We start from the raw sequence: 17,655 nt of genomic DNA, 5'->3' as shown, positions 1-17,655 counted from the left end.
CCGGCGGTCGCGGCCTATTTCATCCGCCACTCCCTGCACGAGCCCGAGGTCTTCGTCGCCCGCTCCAAGGACCGGCCGAAGGAATCGGCGCTGCGCCTCTTGGTCAAGGACCGCGAGACCACCAAGCTCAGCCTCGGCATGGTCATCCTCTGCTCGGTCCAGAACTTCGGCTATTACGGCGTGATGATCTGGCTGCCGAACTACCTCGCCACCCGGTTCGGCTTCGCGCTGACCCAATCGGCGGTGTGGACGGCGGTAACCATCGGCGGCATGGCGCTCGGCATCTTCGCCTTCGGCCATATCGCCGACCGCATCGGGCGCCGCCCGGCCTTCTTCGGCTACATGATCGGCGCTGCCGTGATGGTCGTGGTCTATTCGCGGTTGACCGATCCGATGCAATTGCTGGTCGCCGGCGCGGTGATGGGCTTCTTCGTCAACGGCATGCTCGGCGGCTATGGCGCGCTGATCAGCGAACTCTTCCCGACGGCAGCGCGCGCCACCGCCCAGAACGTGCTGTTCAACATCGGCCGCGGCGTCGGTGGCTTCGGCCCGGTCGTGGTCGGCGCGATCGCGGCGGCTTACGGCTTCCAGACCGCCATCGCGCTGCTCGCCGCCCTCTACATCCTCGACCTCCTCGCCATGTGGCTCCTCATCCCCGAGAAGCGCGGCGCGGAATTGACGTGAACGCGTAGAGCTTCGAAAACACCTGCAGAGGGCGCCAGACGGCGCCCTCTTGCGTTTGAAGCCTTGCGGTTTCCGGCAAATCGAAGAATTACAGCCCAAAAAGCAAAAAGCGCCGGAAGATCCGACGCTTGCATGCTTCTCAAGTCCTGAGATTGTCTGGAGCGGGCGAAGGGATTCGAACCCTCGACCCCAACCTTGGCAAGGTTGTGCTCTACCCCTGAGCTACACCCGCATCCGAGACAGTCGCGCCGTGTTGGCGGCGCGGCCGGGTTATTGCCCCAAAGCGCTGCGAAGCGCAAGCACCCGGTGAAAGTTTTTTTGCCGCCTTCCCCGAAATCCGGGATTATCCCCTCCCGCCTTGCTGCCGGCGCCCTGCAAGGCTAGGCATCCAGGAGCCGTGCCAGCCGCTCCGGCAAGCATGACGTTTTGATCCCGAACCCTGCCGATCGCCCAGCCATGACCGCGCCCGTCACGCCCGACCAGCTCTGCGCCTATCTCACCGAGAAAGGCATTGCCTTCCACCGCACGGACCACCCGGCCGTGTTCACCGTCGCCGAGACGGCGCCGCATCGTGACGCGATGACCGGTCATCACACCAAGAACCTGTTCCTCAAGGACAAGAAGGGGCGGATCTTCCTCGTCTCGGCCGAAGCGCATGCGCGCATCGATCTCAAGCGCCTGCACGAGCGGATCGGCGCCAGTGGGCGGCTCTCCTTCGGCTCGGCCGAGCTCCTGATGGAGAAGCTCGGCGTCACGCCGGGCTCCGTCACCGCCTTCGCCGTGATCAATGATCGCGCGGGCGAGGTGACCATGGTGCTGGACGCCGTTCTGACGACCGGCGAGGACGTCAATTTCCATCCGCTGATCAACACGGCGACGCTGCGGGTCGGCCGCGACGATCTGCTGGCCTTCTTCCGAAGCACGGGCCACGAGCCGCTGATCGTCGATTTGCCCGTCCCGCCTGATGGACAGAACGGCTGAAGCACCCCATCTATGGGGCAACCGCGCGGACGGCCGCATCGGCACGCCTGCGCCTCTACGAAACATCACGAAGGACGACCCATGCTGGTCAATGGCGAGGCGGCCGGGCAACCCGGCCTGATCAAGGACACCACGACCCAGGGCTTCCGCGAGGACGTCATCGCCGAATCGATGAACCAGCCGGTTCTGATCGATTTCTGGGCGCCCTGGTGCGGGCCTTGCAAGCAGCTCACGCCCGTCATCGAGAAGGTGGTCAAGGCCGCCGGCGGCAAGGTCAAGCTCGTCAAGATGAATATCGACGAGCACCCGCAGATCCCCGGCCAGCTCGGCATCCAGTCGATTCCCGCCGTCATCGCCTTCAAGCAGGGCCAGCCCATCGACGGCTTCATGGGCGCCCAGCCCGAGAGCCAGATCAAGGTCTTCATCGAGCGCCTTGTGGGCCCCATGGGTCCGGGCGAGACGGCCGAGCTGATCGAGGCCGCCGTGGCCGCCATCGCGGCCGGCGACCCCGCCGGTGCGAGCGAGCTCTATGCCGGCGTGCTCGAGATCGAGCCCGACAACCTCGCCGCCATCGCCGGGCTGGCGCGGCTGCATCTCGACAGCGGCGATATCGAGGGCGCCAGGGGCATCCTCGGGATGGCACCGCAGGACAAGGCCGCCGATCCGGCGATCACGGCCGTGCGTGCCGCGATCGAGCTCGCCGAACAAGCCGCCTCGCTCGGCGACACCGCCGAGCTCGAAGCGAAGGTTGCGGCGAACCCGAAAGATCACCAGGCGCGCTTCGATCTCGCGCTGGCGCTCAGCGCTCGTGACAAGCGGGAGGAGGCGGTCGACCATCTCGTCGCCATCATCAAGGCCGACAGGAAGTGGAACGATGACGGCGCGCGCAAGCAACTCCTTCAGTTCTTCGAGGCCTGGGGCCCGATGGACGAGGCGAGCGTCACCGGGCGTCGCAAGCTTTCGACCCTGCTGTTCTCCTGACCGGCGACAAGGACAAGGCGCGCATGGGCATGAACGCCGTCTATGAGGGAGCCAAGGATTGCCCGACGGCGATCCCGCTTTTTCCCCTGGGTGGCGCCCTGCTCCTGCCGCGCGGCCAGATGCCGCTCAACATCTTCGAGCCGCGCTACCTCGCCATGATCGACGATGCGCTCAAGGGCGAGCGCGTCATCGGCATCATCCAGCCCGAGCCGGAAACCGGGCGGCAGCCCGAGATCCCGCCGCTGCTGAAGGTCGGCTGCCTCGGCCGCATCACCCAGTTCTCCGAGACCGGCGACGGCCGCTACATCATCACCCTGACCGGCATCAGCCGCTTCCGGCTGCTCGACGAATTGTCAGTCACCACGCCCTACCGCCAGGGCCGCGTCGGCTATGACCCCTTCGCCGCCGATTTCGTCGCCCGCTCCGGCGAGGAGGAGGTGGACCGCAAGGGCCTGCTCAAGGCGCTCAGGGACTTCGCCAAGGCCAACGACCTCAAGATCGACTGGAAGGGCGTCAACGAGGCGCCCAACGAGGCCCTGGTCAACGCGCTCTCGATGATGTGCCCGTTCGGGCCGCGCGAGAAGCAGGCCTTGCTGGAGGCGCAGACGCTGAAGGACCGCGCCGAGGTGCTGGTCGCGATCACCGAGATCGAGCTCGCCCGCGGCGGCGGCGATCCGGACACGACCCTGCAGTGACGCCAGCGACGCCGCCTGCCGAAGCACCGCCCACCGTCTGGCCGCCGCGCCGCGCGGTCACCGCCTGGCTGTTCTTCGACTGGTCGGCGCAGCCCTTCTTCACGCTGATCACCACCTTCGTCTTCGCGCCCTTCTTCGCCTCGGCGCTGGCGAAGGACGCCGCCGACGGCCAGGCGCTCTGGGGCTATGCGACGGGCTTCGCCGGGCTGTGCATCGCCCTGCTCTCGCCCCTGCTCGGCGGTATCGCGGACCGGACCGGGCCGCGCAAGCCCTGGATCGCCGCCTTCGGCGCGCTCCTGGTCATCGGCGCGGGAATGCTCTGGTTCGCCGTGCCCGGGTCGGCGACCGCGGTGCCGATCGCGCTCGCCGGCTTCGTCATCGCGACTGTTGGAGCGGAATTCGCTACCACCTTCAACAATGCGATGATGACGCGGCTGGTGCCGCCGGAGCGCCTCGGCTGGCTCTCCGGCACCGGCTGGGCGATCGGCTATCTCGGCGGCCTGCTTTCGCTCGCGCTGACGCTGGGCCTGCTCGCAGCCGATCCGCAGACCGGCAAGACACTGGCCGGGATCGCCCCGATCTTCGGGCTCGATGCCGCCGCCCGCGAGGGCGATCGCTTCTCCGGCCCGCTGACCGCGCTCTGGTTCATCGTCTTCGTCACGCCGATGTTCATGCTCACGCCGGATTCCAGCAAGACGGGTCTGAGCCTCTCAGAGGCCGCCAAGGGCGGCGTCGGTCGGCTCAGGGACACGCTCGCCGAATTGCCGAAACTGCCTTCGCTCGGCCGTTTCCTGCTCGCCAACATGATCTACCAGGACGCGCTGGTCGCGCTTTTCGCCTTCGGCGGCATCTATGCGGCCGGCGTCTTCGGCTGGCAGACGATCGAGCTCGGCATCTTCGGCATCCTGCTCACCGTCACCGGCACGCTAGGCGCCTGGCTCGGCGGCAAGCTCGACGATCGCATCGGCGGCAAGCCGGTCGTGCATGGTTCGATCGCCTGCCTGCTCTTCGCCTGTATCGGCATCCTCTCGCTCAGTGCCGACCATATCCTGTTCGTGATTCCGGCTGCGCCGCCGGTGGCCGGCGACGGCCTGTTCGCCTCGCTGCCGGAGCGGGTCTATCTCGGCCTCGGCCTGCTGATCGGCCTCGTCGCCGGGCCGATGCAGGCAGCCTCCCGCAGCCTGATGGCGCGGCTCGCGCCCGAGGGGCGCATCGGCGAGTTCTTCGGGCTCTTCGCCCTGTCGGGGAAGGTCACGTCCTTCATGGGTCCGACGCTGGTCGCGCTGGCGACGACGATCTTCGCCAGCCAGCGGGCAGGCCTGGCCGTGCTGATCGTGTTCTTCGTAGGCGGGGCGTGGCTGCTGGCGGGCGTGAAGGTTCGCCGGTCGTAGAGTGTCACCCCGCACGCGCTGCGGCACGTCAGTGCTGCTGCGCAGATGCGGGACCGCGCGACGAGAAGGCTCCCTTCAAGCGAAAGGGCGCCTCCCTGCATGAGAAGGCGCCCTTTCCTGAAAACGGTCCCGTGTCTGCGCAGCAGCACTGACGTGCCGCAGCGCGCACGGGATGACACTCTTCAAATGGCGCCTTCAGCGAACCAGGATGTTCCGGAACTGCCAGGGATCGCTGGTGTCGATATCCTCCGGGAACAACCCCGGGCGGCCGTCGAGCGGTGTCCAGTCGGTGTAGTAGCCCTTCACCGGCCCGAGATAGGGCCGCTGGATCTCGAGGCAGCGATTGAAATCCAGCTCCTCGACCTCGACGATCCCCGCGCGCGGATTCTCCAGCGCCCAGACCATGCCGGCGAGCACGGAAGAGGTCACCTGCAGACCGGTCGCGGTCTGGTAGGGCGCGAGCGAGCGCGCCTCCTCGGTCGAGAGCTGCGAGCCGAACCAGTAGGCGCCCTTCTCGTGGCCGTAGAGCAGCACGCCGAGCTCGTCGATGCCGTCGACGACCTCCTTCTCCTCGAGGATATGGTGCTCCTCCTGCGGGCGGCCGGCATTGCCGAACATCTCGTGCAGCGAGAGCACGGCATCGTTCGCCGGGTGGTAGGCGTAATGGCAGGTCGGCCGGAAGACGGCCTTGCCGGTCTCGTCGCGCACCGTGAAATAGTCGGCGATCGAAATCGACTCGTTATGCGTCACCAGGAAGCCGTACTGCGCGCCCGGCGTCGGGCACCAGCTCCGGACCTTGGTCTCGGCGCCGGCCTGCATCAGGTAGATCGCCGCCTGCGAGCCGGTCTCGTGGCCATGGGCGTTCGCCGGCATCCACTTCTCGTGGGTGCCCCAGCCGAGCTCGGCGGGCTGCACGGCTTCGGCGATGAAGCCCTCGACCGACCAGGTGTTGACGAAGACGCCCGGCGGCTTGGGGTTCTTCGAACGCTGCGTGTCGCGCTCGGCGATATGGATGCCCTTGACGCCGACGCGCTGCATCAGCGCCGCCCATTCCTCGCGGGTGTTCGGCTGCGTCGCGTTGAGACGCATATCGGCGGCGAGGTTGGTCAGCGCCCGCTTGACCAGCGAGGAGACCATGCCGGGATTGGCGCCGCAGCAGGAGACGGCCGTCGGCGTGCCGGCCGGGCGCGCCCGCTTGGCCGCCAGCGTCATCTCGCGCAGTGCATAGTTCGAGCGCTCGGCCGGGCCCTTGCTCTCATCGAAATAGAAGCCGAGCCAGGGCTCGTTGACCGTGTCGATATAGAGCGCGCCGAGGCTGGAGCAGAACTCCATGATGTCGCGCGAGCCGGTGTCGCAGGAGAGATTGACGCAAAAGCCCTGCCCGCCGCCGGCGGTCAGCAGCGGCTCCAGCATCGTCTTGTAGTTCTCGATGGTGACGGCTTCCTGGATGAAGCGGATGCCGCGCTCGTCGAGCAGGTGGCGATTGGAATCATCGGGAGCAATGACGACGAACCGGCTCTTGTCGAACTTGAAGTGCCGTTCGAGCAGCGGCAGCGTACCGCGGCCGATCGAGCCGAAACCGATCATCACGATCGGGCCGGTGATCTCGCCGTAGACGGGCCAATTCGTCATTCTCTGTAACTCCTGGGTTCTGGGGGTAAAAAAGCTCAAAAGGGTCGTATGGGCGCAAAATCGCGCCGTCAATCGCCGGGGACGCCTCCCATGCGGGTGAAACGCATGGAAAGCGCCGGGCGATGACGGCGCGATGACGATGGATCGGGAGCGTCAGGCGGCCTGCGCCACCTCGTCCGCTTCGAAGGCTGCGGGGATCACAGCGCCGCTCGCAACCAGCACGCCGCTTGCCCCGTCGAGCGCGCCCTCGCGCAGCTCGATCGCGAGGAAGCGCTCGCGCTCGACCGGACCGGGCATGGCAAGCTCACGCGTCAGCGCCGGATCGAAGCCGAAGCGGGCATAATAGGGCGCGTCGCCGACGAGGATGACGGCGCCATGCCCACGGCAGGCCGCGCGCCAGAGCGCCTCGCGCATCATCGCCTTGCCGAGCCCTTCGCCCTGCAGCTCCGGCTTCACCGCGAGCGGGCCGAGCAGCAGCGCCGGCACGCCATTGGCTTCCGCGTGCCAAAGGCGGACCGTCGCGAGCAGTTCGCCGTCATGCTCGGCCGTCAGGGCAAGGCCCTCAGCCGGCAGGCGGCCCTCGCGCAGGCGTTCGCTCGACTTGGCGGTGCGGCGCTCGCCCAGGCAACGGTCGAGCAGCGCCTCGCGGGCGGGAATGTCGTTGGCGACCTCGTCGCGGATCGTGATCATGACGCACCTCCGGCCGGAGCGCCCATCCTCATGGGCCTACCCGGCGCCACGCTCGCGCGCGGCCACAATGGAACGATGTGGGGAAGAGGGGTCCGGCGGGAGCCACGCCCGCATCTCCGTTCTGGAGATACGAACGCTCCACCCGACTTAGCGTCGGACAGCCTGCCTTGCGGCAGGGCGCTTCGCCGGACCCGATTGAATCAGGAGGGAACTCGCGTTCCCTCCGACGTCAGATGACGTACTGCTTCAGCGGCGGGAAGCCGTTGAAGGCGACGGCCGAATAGGTCGTCGTATAGGCGCCCGTGCCCTCGATCAGCACCTTGTCGCCAATCTCCAGCGAGAAGGGCAGCATGTACGGGGTCTTCTCGTACATGACGTCGACCGAGTCGCAGGTCGGGCCGGCGAGCACGCACGGGACGGTCGCATCGCCATCGCGCACGGTGCGGATGGGGTAGCGGATCGCCTCGTCCATGGTCTCGGCGAGACCGTTGAACTTGCCGATATCGAGATAGACCCAGCGGACTTCATCCGACTCGGCCTTCTTCGAGATCAGCACGACCTCGGCCTCGATCAGGCCGGCTTCGCCGACCATGCCGCGGCCCGGCTCGATGATCGTCTCGGGCAGCTGGTTGCCGAAATGCTTCGACAGCGCCCGGAAGATCGCGTCGCCATAGGACGGCACGCCCGGAATCGGCTTCAGGTACCGCGCCGGGAAACCGCCGCCCAGATTGACCATCGACAGGCCAATGCCGCGGGTGGCGCATTCCTTGAAGATCGCCGAGGCCGAGGCCAGAGCCGAATCCCAGGCGTTCACGTTCGCCTGCTGCGAGCCGACATGGAACGAGATGCCATAGGCCAGGAGGCCCATGCGATGGCCGTGCTCGAGCACGTCCGCGGCCATTTCGGGCACGCAGCCGAACTTGCGCGAGAGCGGCCAGTCGGCGCCGGCACCGTCGCAGAGGATGCGGCAGAAGATGCGCGCGTCCTTGGTGCCGGTCTTCTCGGCGGAACGGGCGACCTTCTCGACCTCGGCCGTGCAGTCGACGGCGAACAGGCGCACGCCGAGCTCCATGGCGCGCACGACGTCGCGCTCCTTCTTGATGGTGTTGCCGAAGGAGATGCGGTCAGCCGTGGCGCCGGCGGCGAGCGCGAGCTCGATCTCGACGACCGAAGCGCAGTCGAAGCAGGAGCCGAGACGGGCCAGCAGCGCGAGCACCTCCGGCGCCGGGTTGGCCTTCACCGCGTAGAAGACGCGGGTGTCGGGCAGCGCACGGGCGAAGGCATGATAGTTCTCGCGCACGACATCGGTGTCGATGACGACGCAGGGCCCGTCCTCACGTCGGGTACGAAGAAACTCACGGATGCGGTCGGTCATGAGACGCGACTCCCCTACGACGCAAGCGGCGTCGATGCGATGTATCGCCGGAGTGAATCGTCGCTGTCGCGCGGCGCTGTGGAGACGCCTGCTACAACGGACGAGCCGTCCGGACCCGAAACACCGTTCGATTGGGGAAGACCCCGCACGGCCGGCAATGAAGGACAAGCCTCTTCGGTGCCGGCCTGTGGAAAGCCGGCGAGACCAAAAAAGCCCGCTCCGTCGTTGCTTTAAGCTGCGTCCCCCGTGGAGATTCGGGGTTCGCCGGTTTTGCCTCCGGCTGCCGGTCTGTGTCGGGGAACAATCTCCTTGCGGAGACTGGGAGGCGTGATTTGAGGGATGTCCATCCCCTCCATCCGTCCTCCAACCCCTGGCGGCTGTCCGGCCTCTTGTCCGGATGCCCACCGACCAGCACGCGGCCACAGGCACGTGCGAATTGGGTGAACGCGATATACGGATGCTCGCCCCCGACCACAAGTGTTTTGTGGGCCCGGAGCCGCATTTTTTTGCAAGGCCGATCCGCGTCCGTTCGGGGACGGGTTAACCGGAAAAAGCCCTTCGCCGGCTATGAGTTAGTCGCGCTTCTCGCAGAAGCGGATTCTGTTGCCGAACGGGTCGGGCACTTCGAGCGTCCGGCCACCCGGCCCCTCCTCCTGGATGCCGGGTTTGGAGTAGGTGTAGCGCTTCCCGATCAGCTCGGCGCGATAGGCATCGACGCCCTCCATCCAGACGAAGACGGTCGAGCCCGGGCTGGCATCGCCATGATGCTCGGAGAGATGGAGCACGAGGCCGGAGCGCGACACCTGCATATAGAGCGGCATGTTCGGCCCGAAGCGGTGGTCCCAATCCATCGCGAAGCCGAGGAAGCCGAGATAGAACTCCTTCGCCTTGGCCTCGTCGAAGATCCGGAGGATCGGAATCCCCATCTGGAGGCGAACCGCCTCCGCCGGCTTCTCTGGCGGCGCCGCGGGCGCGCCCTCGCCAATCTTCGCCGCGAGCACGTTCCAGTCGTCATAGCCGAACTGGCGCGCCACGATCTCGAGGGTCTCGGAATGGGAAAGCGGCACCTGCCGGGCGGCCATGGTGTCGCGCAGGCTCCTGGCCATCAGCTTCGCATCGCGAAAGCTACGCATCGTCGTGATCCTTTTCGCTGCGGACGGTCGTGATCGAGGCTCGCCTTGCCGATATCCGTCCACGAGTCGATCGGGATCAGGATAGGTCTCATCTGGATGCGTTCACCTTGCCCTTTCGGGGCGCGAGCGGCTGGCCGCATCCGGCCGGCCGCAAAGGTTGCGGGATGTTCATCTCCTGTCAATGGCGGATGCCCTAGACCGGCCCCATTTGATGGCCTTAAGTCTCGGCTGCCGCAGATGTTTCGCGAGCCGCGCGAGGGAACACGGACCACTTATGACCACGACAGATCGCCGCCGCGTCCTGGGCGGACTTTCAGCCGCGCTCTGCCTCTCGGTGGCGCCCTCCGTCCTGCTCGCGCAGCAGCCCCGAGCCCCGGCGCAGCCGCAGGGCCAGCCGCAGACGCCACCGCCTCAGAACGCGGCGCCGCAGCCGCGTTTCGGCTTCGAGGACGTGCAGCGCCGCGCCCGCGAGATCTCCGCGGTCCCCTACGAGCCGATCGCTCCCTTGCCGGAGGCGCTGGCGAAGCTCGACTACGATTCCTGGCGCGACATCCGCTTCCGGCCGGAACGGGCCCTGCTGGCGCAGAACGGCTCGCCCTTCCGCATGCAGATGTTCCATCCGGGCTTCCTCTTCACCCGGCCGGTCACGGTCAACGTCGTGCGCGACGGCGTGCCGATGCCGGTGCCCTATGCGGCAAACCTGTTCGACTACGGCCGGGTCAAGTTCGACAAGCCGCTGCCGGTCAATCTCGGCTTCGCCGGCTTCCGCCTGCATTATCCGCTCAACGACCCCCGCGTCTTCGACGAGCTGATCTCCTTCATCGGCGCGAGCTATTTCCGGGTGCTCGGCCGCGGCCAGCGTTACGGCCTCTCGGCCCGCGGCCTTGCGATCGGCGCCGGCACGACAGCCGAGGAATTCCCGGTTTTTCGCGAGTTCTGGATCGAGCAGCCGGCAGCCAATGCCGAGCGCATCATCATCCACACCCTGCTCGATTCGCCGGCCGTGACCGGCGCCTATCGCTTCACCATCTATCCCGATCTCGATACCGTCATGGAGGTCGCCGCGACCCTCTATCCGCGCGCACCCATCGAGAAGCTCGGCCTCGCACCGCTGACCTCGATGTTCTTCACCGGCGAGAACGACCGCCGCTTCTTCGACGATTTCCGCAGCGAGCTGCACGATTCCGACGGGCTGATGATCCATTCCAGCAGCGGCGAATGGATCTGGCGTCCCCTGCGCAATCCGAAGCAGCAGGCCGTCTCCTCCTTCGTCGAGCGCAACCTGCGCGGCTTCGGCCTGATGCAGCGCGACCGCACCTTCGAGCACTACCAGGACCTCGACCTCTCCTATGAGTTGAGGCCGTCCTACTGGATCGAGCCGCAGGGCGACTGGGGCGAGGGCGTCGTCGAATTGATCGAGATGCCGACGACCGACGAGACCAACGACAATATCGTCGCGCTCTGGGCGCCGAAGACGCCGCTGGAGCCCGGCAAGGAGTTCTCCTTCGGCTACAAGCTGATCTCGATGCTCGATTCCAGCGACCTGCATCCGGGCGGGCGTGTCGTCAACACCTACCAGGCCAAGCCCAAGGCGCTGGGCTCCGGCGAGCCGGTCACCGACGGCTCGCGCCGCTTCATCATCGACTTCGCCGGCGGCGATCTCGACTACCACCTCAAGCAGCCCGAGAAGGTCGAGATCGTGCCCTCGATCGCCTATGGCCGGATCGACCGCGCCTTCATCGTGCCGAACCGCAAGACCGAGGGCTTCCGCGCCTTCATCGACGTCGTGGTCGAGCCCGGCCAGCTCGCCGAGATGCGCGCCTTCCTGCGCAGCGGTGGCAAGGCGCTCACCGAAACCTGGAGCTATCCCTGGCGCGCTGAAGCGCAAGGGTAACTCCACAAGGCTGACCTGAAGGAGCGATCTCATGGACGTGGTCGAGAACGCCGAACAAAGCCGTTTCGAACTATCGCTCGACGGCGGCACTGCGCTCGTCGCCTATCGCCGCGACGGCGAGCGACTTGTGCTGATCCACACCGAAGTGCCCGCGGAACTCTCAGGGCAGGGTGTCGGCTCGAAGCTGGCGAAGGGCGTCTTCGAACTGCTGCGGGCGAGCAAGCGCAAGGCCGTGGTCCGCTGCGAATTCCTCAAGGGCTGGATCGCGAAGCACCCCGAATATAACGACGTCGTCGACGGCTGAGCCGACGGATCAAGAAGCCTTGCGGCTGCCTCGGCGGGCCGGCTGCTTCTTGCGCCCGTAGAGCTCCAGCCGATGGCGCACGAGCTCATAGCCGAGCTCGGCTGCGATCCGCCGCTGCAATTCTTCGATCGCATCCGAGGAGAACTCGATCACCTCGCCCGAATCGACATCGATCAGGTGGTCGTGATGCTCCTGGTCGGCATGCTCGTAGCGCGAGATGCCGTCCTCGAAGGCATGGCGCTCGATCGCGCCCTGCGATTCCAGCACCTTCATCGTCCGATAGACGGTCGAGAGCGACAGGGTCGGGTCATGCGCGAAAGCGCGGGTGAATATCCCCTTCGCATCGGGATGGTCGTCGGCTTCCGCCAGCACGCGCAGGATCAGCCGCCGCTGCTGCGTCATGCGCAGCCCGGCCTCCTTCAACTGGCTCTCGAAAACGGCAATGCGCCGGTCGGTTTCGCTCATGCCTTGCCATAGCAATGCCGGCCGCCAATTGCAAAACCGACAAGAAGAAAATCATTCTCATTTGCATTAATCATGCAAATGAGTTTCAATAGTAATAGACTCGCTTGCTGCCGACCGTTCCACTCCCTCACGCAGTTGGTGGGCGGCAGTCCCCGCTACCTCTTCAGGTCGGCTGCAATCTCCGCGACGAGCTCATAGGACCGCTTGCGCTTCTCGTGATCGAAGATCGGCGCCGTGATCATGATCTCATCGGCTCTGGTCTCGCGCAGGAAGGCCCCGAGCGAACGCTTCAGCGTTTCCGGCGAGCCGATGAAGGCATAGCGCAGCATCCCGGAGACATGCGCCTTCTCGGCCGGCGACCAGTACTGTTCGATATCCTCGATCGGCGGCTGGAGCTTGCCACGCGCGCCCCGGACCATGCCGACGAAGCGCTGCTGCAGCGAGGTCGCGAGATGGCGTGCCTCCTCGTCCGTCTCCGCCGCCACGACATTGATGCCCGGCATCGCATGGGGCGTCGCGAGCTGCTCGGACGGCTTGAAACGCTCGCGATAGACCGCGAGCGCCTGCATCAGCGCATCCGGTGCGAAATGCGAGGCGAAGCTGTAGGGCAGCCCGAGCTCGGCGGCGAGCTGCGCCCCGAACAGGCTCGATCCGAGAATCCAGAGCGGGACCTCGAGCCCTTCGCCCGGCACGGCGCGGATCGCCTGGTTAGGTCCTGCCGGCGCGAACAGCGCCTGCAATTCGAGCACGTCCTGCGGGAAGCTGTCCGATGACATCGGGCTCCGACGCAGGGCCCGGAGCGTCAACTGGTCGGTGCCGGGCGCGCGGCCGAGACCAAGATCGATGCGCCCCGGAAAAAGAGCTTCCAGCGTGCCGAACTGCTCGGCGATGACGAGCGGAGAATGGTTCGGCAGCATGATGCCGCCGGCGCCGACCCGGATTGTGCTGCTCGCGGCCGCGAGCTGGCCGATGACGACCGAGGTCGCGGCGCTGGCGATGCCGACCATGTTGTGATGCTCGGCCACCCAGTAGCGGGTGTAGCCGAGCCGCTCGGCATGGCGGATCAGGTCGATGGATTTCTTGAGCGCCTCGCGCGGCCCCTCCCCTTCGACGACGGGAACGAGATCGAGGACGGAGATCGCGACCATGACGGCCCCTGCTGGCTGGCGCCGGAAGGAGGCCGGCGGGGAAGGCTTGGGCTTCACCAGATGGGAAGGCTGGGTCGCCCGGTCCAGAGGGCGGCCCGCTTCGTCATGGCGCGCCTGCGCTGACGTTCTGGCGGAACGGGCTCGGCCCTGCCGCGTTGATCGCAGGAACCAGCCACGCCGAAGGGAACGACCATGACCGCCACCGCCAATCCTGCCAAGGAAAGCCTGCGCAAGGAGCAGAAGGAGCAGCGCCGGGCCGCGCGCGAGCACGGCAAGGACGCCGAGCTCAATCGCGCGCTGAAGGACACCTTCCCGGCCAGCGACCCCGTCGCGGCCCAGACGCCGATCAAGCCCGGCGCCAAGGCGAAGAAACCGGCCTGAGGCTCAATCGCGCTGGTGGAGCAGGCGGGCGCGAATCGTGCCGTCGAGCGCGCGGATATCCTTGAGGATATCCCGCGCCACGGCGCTCGAGACGCCGTCCGCTTCCATCACGACATAGCCGACCTCGCCGTCGGTCTGGTAGTTCTGGGCTGCGATGTTGACCTGCCGGCTGGCGAAGACGTCGTTGAGCCGCCGCAGCATGCCCGGCACGTTGCGCTGGACATGGATGAAGCGCGTGCCGATGGCGCGGGCCGGCAACTGGACCTGCGGGAAATTCACCGCGCCCACCGTCGAACCAACATCGGAGTAATCGACGAGCTTGCGCGCGACCTCGGCGCCGATGCGCTCCTGCGCTTCCTCGGTCGAGCCGCCGATATGCGGGGTGAGGATCACGTTCGAGAGCCCCTGCAGCGGCGTGACGAAACGCTCGGCATTGGAAGCTGGCTCGACCGGGAAGACGTCGACCGCAGCGCCTGCCAGATGGCCGCTTTTCAGCGCCGCCGCGACCGCGTCCAGATCGACGACGGTGCCGCGCGAATTGTTGATGAGATAGGCGCCCTTCTTCATCTTGGCGACCTGCGCCGCGCCGATCATGCCCGCGGTCTGCGGCGTCTCCGGCACGTGCAGCGAGACGATGTCGGCCGCGCCGAGCAGGGCGTTCAGGCTCTTCGTCGGCTCGGTATTGCCGTGCCGCAGCCGGTCGGTGTGATCATGATAGATCACACGCATGCCCATCGCCTCGGCCAGCGTCGAAAGCTGGCTGCCGATATTGCCGTAGCCGATGATGCCGAGCGTCTTGCCGCGCACCTCGAAGGAGCCGTTGGCCGACTTGTCCCAGCCGCCGTCATGGGCGGAGCGGGAGCGGTCGGGGATCCGGCGCAGCAGCATGACGATCTCGCCGATGGTGAGTTCGGCGACGCTGCGCGTGTTCGAGAAGGGCGCATTGAAGACCGGCACGCCGCGCAGCCGCGCTGCATCGAGATGGACCTGGTTCGTCCCCACCGAGAAGCAGCCGACGGCGAAGAGCCGGTCGGCCCCGGCGAAGATCTCCGGCGTGAGCTGGGTGCGCGAACGGATACCGAGGACGTGGACGCCCTGGATCGCCTTGAGCAGGCCCTCGCGGTCGAGCGCCTTCGGCAGCCGTTCCAGATTGCTGTAGCCGGCCTGCTGCAGCAGTTCGACGGCGGAATCGTTGATACCTTCCAGCAGCAGGACCTTGATGCGGTCCTTCGGAAGGGAAAGGCGTTCGCTGGGGCTGGTCATGACGGCGCGCTCTTGGAGGAGCGGTTGCTATAGTCCCCGCAGCGTCAGAGGCCAACGCCCTGGACGCAACGCTATCGCGAAAAACGTCGCGACGGATGCAAAAACCTCATGGCGCGCGTCAAGCCTTCTCGACGACGAGCGTCGAGCCCTCGACCCGCACCACCTTGATCTCGGTTCCCGCCAGCAATTCCGGACCGACGATCCGCCAGGACGAATCGCCGACACGCACCCGTCCCTCGCCGCCGGTCATCGTGGCCTCAAGCCGGAAAACCCGGCCGATCAACTGGCGGCCGCGGTCGTTGAGGCCGGTCGCCGCATCCGGCTCCTCGCCCTTCCGGCGCGTCAGCAGGCGCCCCGCGAGCACGCTTGCCGCGGCGAGCACGGCGAAGGCCAGCATCGCCGCCTGCCAGCCGATGCCGAACAGCCCGACGATCACGCCGGTGAGAAGGGCGGCAAGACCCAGCCAGATCAGGAAGATGCCGGGCGCCAGCATCTCTCCACCGACCAGCACGAGCCCGAGAATGGCCCAGCTCCAGCCGCCGAGATTCACGAACCAGTCGAGCATGGCAGCCTCCGGTCAGGCGCCCGGACGGCCGGAGGATGGCACCGAGCCAGCCCCACCCCGGCGCTGCGCAGCCGCATCCTCGCCGAATACCGCCTTGGTGAGCTGTGCGATGCCGCCGACCGTGCCGGCCAGCGAGGCGGCTTCGATCGGCACGATCACGACCTTGCTGTTATGGCTCGACGCGATCGATTTCAGCGCGTCGGTATAGCGTTCGGCGATCAGGAAGTTGGCGGCCTGGATATCGCCGCGACTGATCGCCTCCGAGACCATGGCGGTCGCGGTTGCCTCGGCCTGCGCCAGCCTTTCGCGCGCCTCGGCGTCGCGCAGCGCCGATTCCTTGCGGCCCTCGGCGGCGAGGATCTGCGACTGCTTCTGACCCTCGGCCTTGAGGATCTCGGCCTGGCGCAGGCCTTCCGCTTCCAGGATCGCGGCGCGCTTCTCGCGCTCGGCCTTCATCTGCCGGTTCATCGCGCCAGCGATATCTGCCGGCGGCAGGATGTCCCGGATCTCGATGCGCGTGACCTTGACGCCCCAGGGCGAGGCGGCCGCATCCATCACCCGCAGCAGCCGCTCGTTGATCTCGTCGCGATGCGACAGCAACTGGTCGAGGTCCATCGAGCCGACGACGGTGCGGATATTGGTCATGGTCAGGACCATCAATGCGTCGTTGAGCGACGACACCTCGTAGCAGGCCTTGGCGGCGTCGAGCACCTGGTAGAAGGCGGCCGCGTCGATGCGCACGCCGGCATTGTCCTTGGTGATCGCCTCCTGCGAGGGAATGTCGAGCACCTGCTCCATGACATTCACCTTGTGGCCGATGCGATCGATATAGGGCACGATCAGCCCGAGGCCCGCGCTCAGCGTCCGCGAATAGCGCCCAAAACGCTCGACGGTGTAGTTGTAGCCCTGCGGAACGGTGCGGACGCCGCGCGCGATCGTCAGGATGACCAGCGCCACGATGACGATCACGGCGATGTTGAAGCCCGACAGTTCCATCTCGTCCCCCAGCGACGCCGATGCGCCATCCTGCTATGCAGGCGTCAAACTGGCGGTTGCGGCGGCCGGATGCAAGCCGCGCCGGCAACGGTGAGTCGCCCATGGCGCCTCACCGTCGAAATCGGCGTCAGCTCTGCGTCGCGTCGGTATCGCAGCGCGCCAGCATGCGCGAGGCCGCGGTCACGCCCGCGAGCGAGAAGGTATAGCTGGTGACGTTGCCGCGCAGCGAGCGCGCTTCGAGCGTCATGCTGCTCCCGCCCCGCATCGCCGCGAGCAGCGCCGGCTCGCGCTCCAGCCGTTCGAGCCAGGCATTGCTGCCCTCGGTCAGCATGCGGAAGCTGTCATCGCCGATCGTGACCGTGACCACCGAGTTCCGGGCGAAGTCGTAACCCGTCTGGAAGCTCGATTCCGTATCGGTAGCCTTTTCGCCGGTCTGCACGAAGAAGAAAACGTCGCCGTGACGCAAATTGGATGGCTCTTCGGACGAAGGCTTGCTCATGATGAAGCAGCGCGCCAGATCGCCCTTCGCATAAGTGGCTGCGTTCCAGTCGCCGAACTGGCCCAAGGATTTCGGGCTCGCCGCCTCTACGCCCGTGCTCGCCAGAATGGCGAGGCAGGCGGCCGAAAGCGCTGTCTTGAACATGGTCTCATCTCCTCTCATCGCGACCCAATTGGAAAGAAGAGTGTTACCGAGGCGTAAACATGACCCTAACAATCCGTGCGTCGATCCGGCGCAGGACGATCGTCGTTCCGGGCTTCGCATAGCGAAGAAACCGGAATCTGCGGCCGGGTGAGGCATTCGACGCCTCATTGCGAACCCCAAAACGACGATGCCCGGCGCAGGGCCGGGCATCGGGAGGTATCAGGGCGGTAATGCCTCAGGCGAACTGGCCGTGGCAGTGCTTGAACTTCTTGCCCGAGCCGCAGGGACAGGGCTCGTTGCGGCCGACCTTGCCCCAGCTCTCGGGATCATCCGGGTTGCGGTCGAGCACCGCGACATCGGCATCCGTCGCGGCAAACTGCACGCCGCCGCCACTATAATCCCCGAAGCCCGAGCCGGCGCCGTCCTGCACCTGG

The 17,655-nt window shown here is 66.6% G+C and carries 18 protein-coding genes, 1 tRNA gene and 1 pseudogene; 8 read left to right on the top strand and 12 right to left on the bottom strand.

Going from position 1 to position 17,655, the window contains the following annotated elements:
• The coding region (locus ASE61_RS27045; RefSeq protein WP_244492741.1) for an MFS transporter at positions 1-684 on the top strand (684 nt) is incomplete at its 5' end.
• A 157-nt stretch (positions 685-841) separates the two neighbouring features.
• Here ASE61_RS27045 and ASE61_RS06485 read toward each other — a convergent pair.
• Positions 842-916, bottom strand: a tRNA-Gly gene (locus ASE61_RS06485).
• Between the two features lie 224 nt (positions 917-1,140).
• Here ASE61_RS06485 and ASE61_RS06480 point away from each other — a divergent pair.
• The 4 genes from ASE61_RS06480 to ASE61_RS06465 all read left to right on the top strand — a co-directional run bounded on the left by ASE61_RS06480 (position 1,141) and on the right by ASE61_RS06465 (position 4,732).
• On the top strand, positions 1,141-1,665 hold the full coding sequence (locus ASE61_RS06480) for a prolyl-tRNA synthetase associated domain-containing protein (RefSeq protein ID WP_061965908.1): 525 nt from the start codon (positions 1,141-1,143) through the stop codon (positions 1,663-1,665).
• 81 nt (positions 1,666-1,746) lie between these two features.
• Entirely contained in the window at positions 1,747-2,646 is a 900-nt protein-coding gene (trxA, locus tag ASE61_RS06475) for a thioredoxin (RefSeq protein WP_061965906.1), read from the top strand.
• Positions 2,647-2,669: 23 nt separating this feature from the next.
• Positions 2,670-3,341 (top strand): LON peptidase substrate-binding domain-containing protein, encoded by a 672-nt coding sequence (locus ASE61_RS06470; protein WP_061965904.1) that lies wholly within the window; start codon positions 2,670-2,672, stop codon positions 3,339-3,341.
• Complete coding sequence (locus ASE61_RS06465) at positions 3,338-4,732, top strand: MFS transporter (protein ID WP_061965902.1); 1,395 nt, start codon at positions 3,338-3,340, stop codon at positions 4,730-4,732. The genes ASE61_RS06470 and ASE61_RS06465 overlap by 4 nt, the downstream gene beginning before the upstream one ends.
• Positions 4,733-4,927: 195 nt before the next feature.
• Here the strand turns inward: ASE61_RS06465 and ASE61_RS06460 are convergent, their stop codons facing one another.
• From ASE61_RS06460 to ASE61_RS06445, 4 genes are all read right to left on the bottom strand, one after another.
• Positions 4,928-6,364 carry a homospermidine synthase gene (locus ASE61_RS06460; RefSeq protein WP_061965900.1) on the bottom strand — a complete coding sequence of 479 codons (1,437 nt, stop codon included), beginning with the start codon at positions 6,362-6,364 and terminating at the stop codon, positions 4,928-4,930.
• Positions 6,365-6,517: 153 nt separating this feature from the next.
• Positions 6,518-7,054, bottom strand: a complete 537-nt coding sequence (locus tag ASE61_RS06455; RefSeq protein ID WP_061965899.1) for a GNAT family N-acetyltransferase — start codon at positions 7,052-7,054, stop codon at positions 6,518-6,520.
• 229 nt (positions 7,055-7,283) lie between these two features.
• The gene (locus ASE61_RS06450; protein ID WP_061965897.1) at positions 7,284-8,429 is read right to left on the bottom strand and encodes a type III PLP-dependent enzyme; all 1,146 of its coding nucleotides are present in this window, start codon (positions 8,427-8,429) and stop codon (positions 7,284-7,286) included.
• Between the two features lie 572 nt (positions 8,430-9,001).
• Positions 9,002-9,562 carry a glyoxalase superfamily protein gene (locus tag ASE61_RS06445; RefSeq protein WP_061965895.1) on the bottom strand — a complete coding sequence of 187 codons (561 nt, stop codon included), beginning with the start codon at positions 9,560-9,562 and terminating at the stop codon, positions 9,002-9,004.
• A 274-nt stretch (positions 9,563-9,836) separates the two neighbouring features.
• Here ASE61_RS06445 and ASE61_RS06440 point away from each other — a divergent pair, with 274 nt between their 5' ends.
• Positions 9,837-11,456 (top strand): glucan biosynthesis protein, encoded by a 1,620-nt coding sequence (locus ASE61_RS06440; protein ID WP_061965893.1) that lies wholly within the window; start codon positions 9,837-9,839, stop codon positions 11,454-11,456.
• A 31-nt stretch (positions 11,457-11,487) separates the two neighbouring features.
• Positions 11,488-11,760, top strand: a complete 273-nt coding sequence (locus ASE61_RS06435) for a GNAT family N-acetyltransferase (RefSeq protein WP_061965891.1) — start codon at positions 11,488-11,490, stop codon at positions 11,758-11,760.
• A 9-nt stretch (positions 11,761-11,769) separates the two neighbouring features.
• On the opposite strand, the gene ASE61_RS06430 is transcribed toward ASE61_RS06435, so the two are convergent.
• Both ASE61_RS06430 and ASE61_RS06425 read right to left on the bottom strand, forming a co-directional pair.
• On the bottom strand, positions 11,770-12,225 hold the full coding sequence (locus ASE61_RS06430; RefSeq protein ID WP_061965889.1) for a Fur family transcriptional regulator: 456 nt from the start codon (positions 12,223-12,225) through the stop codon (positions 11,770-11,772).
• A 155-nt stretch (positions 12,226-12,380) separates the two neighbouring features.
• Positions 12,381-13,373, bottom strand: a complete 993-nt coding sequence (locus ASE61_RS06425) for an LLM class flavin-dependent oxidoreductase (RefSeq protein WP_061965887.1) — start codon at positions 13,371-13,373, stop codon at positions 12,381-12,383.
• Between the two features lie 192 nt (positions 13,374-13,565).
• Between ASE61_RS06425 and ASE61_RS06420 the strand changes: the two genes are divergently transcribed.
• Complete coding sequence (locus tag ASE61_RS06420; protein WP_061965885.1) at positions 13,566-13,754, top strand: hypothetical protein; 189 nt, start codon at positions 13,566-13,568, stop codon at positions 13,752-13,754.
• A gap of 3 nt (positions 13,755-13,757) precedes the next feature.
• Here the strand turns inward: ASE61_RS06420 and serA are convergent, their stop codons facing one another.
• From serA to ASE61_RS27540, 5 genes and pseudogenes are all read right to left on the bottom strand, one after another.
• Entirely contained in the window at positions 13,758-15,017 is a 1,260-nt protein-coding gene (gene serA / locus ASE61_RS06415; protein ID WP_061965883.1) for a phosphoglycerate dehydrogenase, read from the bottom strand.
• Positions 15,018-15,135: 118 nt separating this feature from the next.
• Positions 15,136-15,582 (bottom strand): NfeD family protein, encoded by a 447-nt coding sequence (locus tag ASE61_RS06410; protein ID WP_061965881.1) that lies wholly within the window; start codon positions 15,580-15,582, stop codon positions 15,136-15,138.
• A gap of 12 nt (positions 15,583-15,594) precedes the next feature.
• Complete coding sequence (locus ASE61_RS06405; protein WP_061965879.1) at positions 15,595-16,578, bottom strand: SPFH domain-containing protein; 984 nt, start codon at positions 16,576-16,578, stop codon at positions 15,595-15,597.
• A 127-nt stretch (positions 16,579-16,705) separates the two neighbouring features.
• Positions 16,706-17,221, bottom strand: coding sequence for an invasion associated locus B family protein (locus ASE61_RS06400; RefSeq protein ID WP_061965877.1), 516 nt, complete (start codon positions 17,219-17,221; stop codon positions 16,706-16,708).
• A gap of 235 nt (positions 17,222-17,456) precedes the next feature.
• Positions 17,457-17,624: pseudogene (locus tag ASE61_RS27540) on the bottom strand (SEC-C metal-binding domain-containing protein); the annotation flags it as partial.
• Positions 17,625-17,655 lie beyond the last annotated feature (31 nt).

This window comes from Allobosea sp. Root670 (genome assembly GCF_001429415.1).
In the GTDB taxonomy this organism is placed as follows: Bacteria; Pseudomonadota; Alphaproteobacteria; order Rhizobiales; family Beijerinckiaceae; genus Allobosea; species Allobosea robiniae.
The sequence above is the reverse complement of the archived record's forward strand: the minus strand, read 5'-3'. Positions and strand labels throughout refer to the sequence as shown.

Bases quoted from the DNA above. Each gene is read 5' to 3' on its own strand.
- ASE61_RS06480 (WP_061965908.1), top strand. From the start codon at position 1,141: ATGACCGCGCCCGTCACGCCCGACCAGCTCTGCGCCTATCTCACCGAG.
- trxA (WP_061965906.1), top strand. From the start codon at position 1,747: ATGCTGGTCAATGGCGAGGCGGCCGGGCAACCCGGCCTGATCAAGGAC.
- ASE61_RS06470 (WP_061965904.1), top strand. From the start codon at position 2,670: ATGGGCATGAACGCCGTCTATGAGGGAGCCAAGGATTGCCCGACGGCG.
- ASE61_RS06460 (WP_061965900.1), bottom strand. From the start codon at position 6,364: ATGACGAATTGGCCCGTCTACGGCGAGATCACCGGCCCGATCGTGATG.
- ASE61_RS06455 (WP_061965899.1), bottom strand. From the start codon at position 7,054: ATGATCACGATCCGCGACGAGGTCGCCAACGACATTCCCGCCCGCGAG.
- ASE61_RS06450 (WP_061965897.1), bottom strand. From the start codon at position 8,429: ATGACCGACCGCATCCGTGAGTTTCTTCGTACCCGACGTGAGGACGGG.
- ASE61_RS06445 (WP_061965895.1), bottom strand. From the start codon at position 9,562: ATGCGTAGCTTTCGCGATGCGAAGCTGATGGCCAGGAGCCTGCGCGAC.
- ASE61_RS06440 (WP_061965893.1), top strand. From the start codon at position 9,837: ATGACCACGACAGATCGCCGCCGCGTCCTGGGCGGACTTTCAGCCGCG.
- ASE61_RS06435 (WP_061965891.1), top strand. From the start codon at position 11,488: ATGGACGTGGTCGAGAACGCCGAACAAAGCCGTTTCGAACTATCGCTC.
- ASE61_RS06430 (WP_061965889.1), bottom strand. From the start codon at position 12,225: ATGAGCGAAACCGACCGGCGCATTGCCGTTTTCGAGAGCCAGTTGAAG.
- ASE61_RS06425 (WP_061965887.1), bottom strand. From the start codon at position 13,373: ATGGTCGCGATCTCCGTCCTCGATCTCGTTCCCGTCGTCGAAGGGGAG.
- ASE61_RS06420 (WP_061965885.1), top strand. From the start codon at position 13,566: ATGACCGCCACCGCCAATCCTGCCAAGGAAAGCCTGCGCAAGGAGCAG.
- serA (WP_061965883.1), bottom strand. From the start codon at position 15,017: ATGACCAGCCCCAGCGAACGCCTTTCCCTTCCGAAGGACCGCATCAAG.
- ASE61_RS06410 (WP_061965881.1), bottom strand. From the start codon at position 15,582: ATGCTCGACTGGTTCGTGAATCTCGGCGGCTGGAGCTGGGCCATTCTC.
- ASE61_RS06405 (WP_061965879.1), bottom strand. From the start codon at position 16,578: ATGGAACTGTCGGGCTTCAACATCGCCGTGATCGTCATCGTGGCGCTG.
- ASE61_RS06400 (WP_061965877.1), bottom strand. From the start codon at position 17,221: ATGTTCAAGACAGCGCTTTCGGCCGCCTGCCTCGCCATTCTGGCGAGC.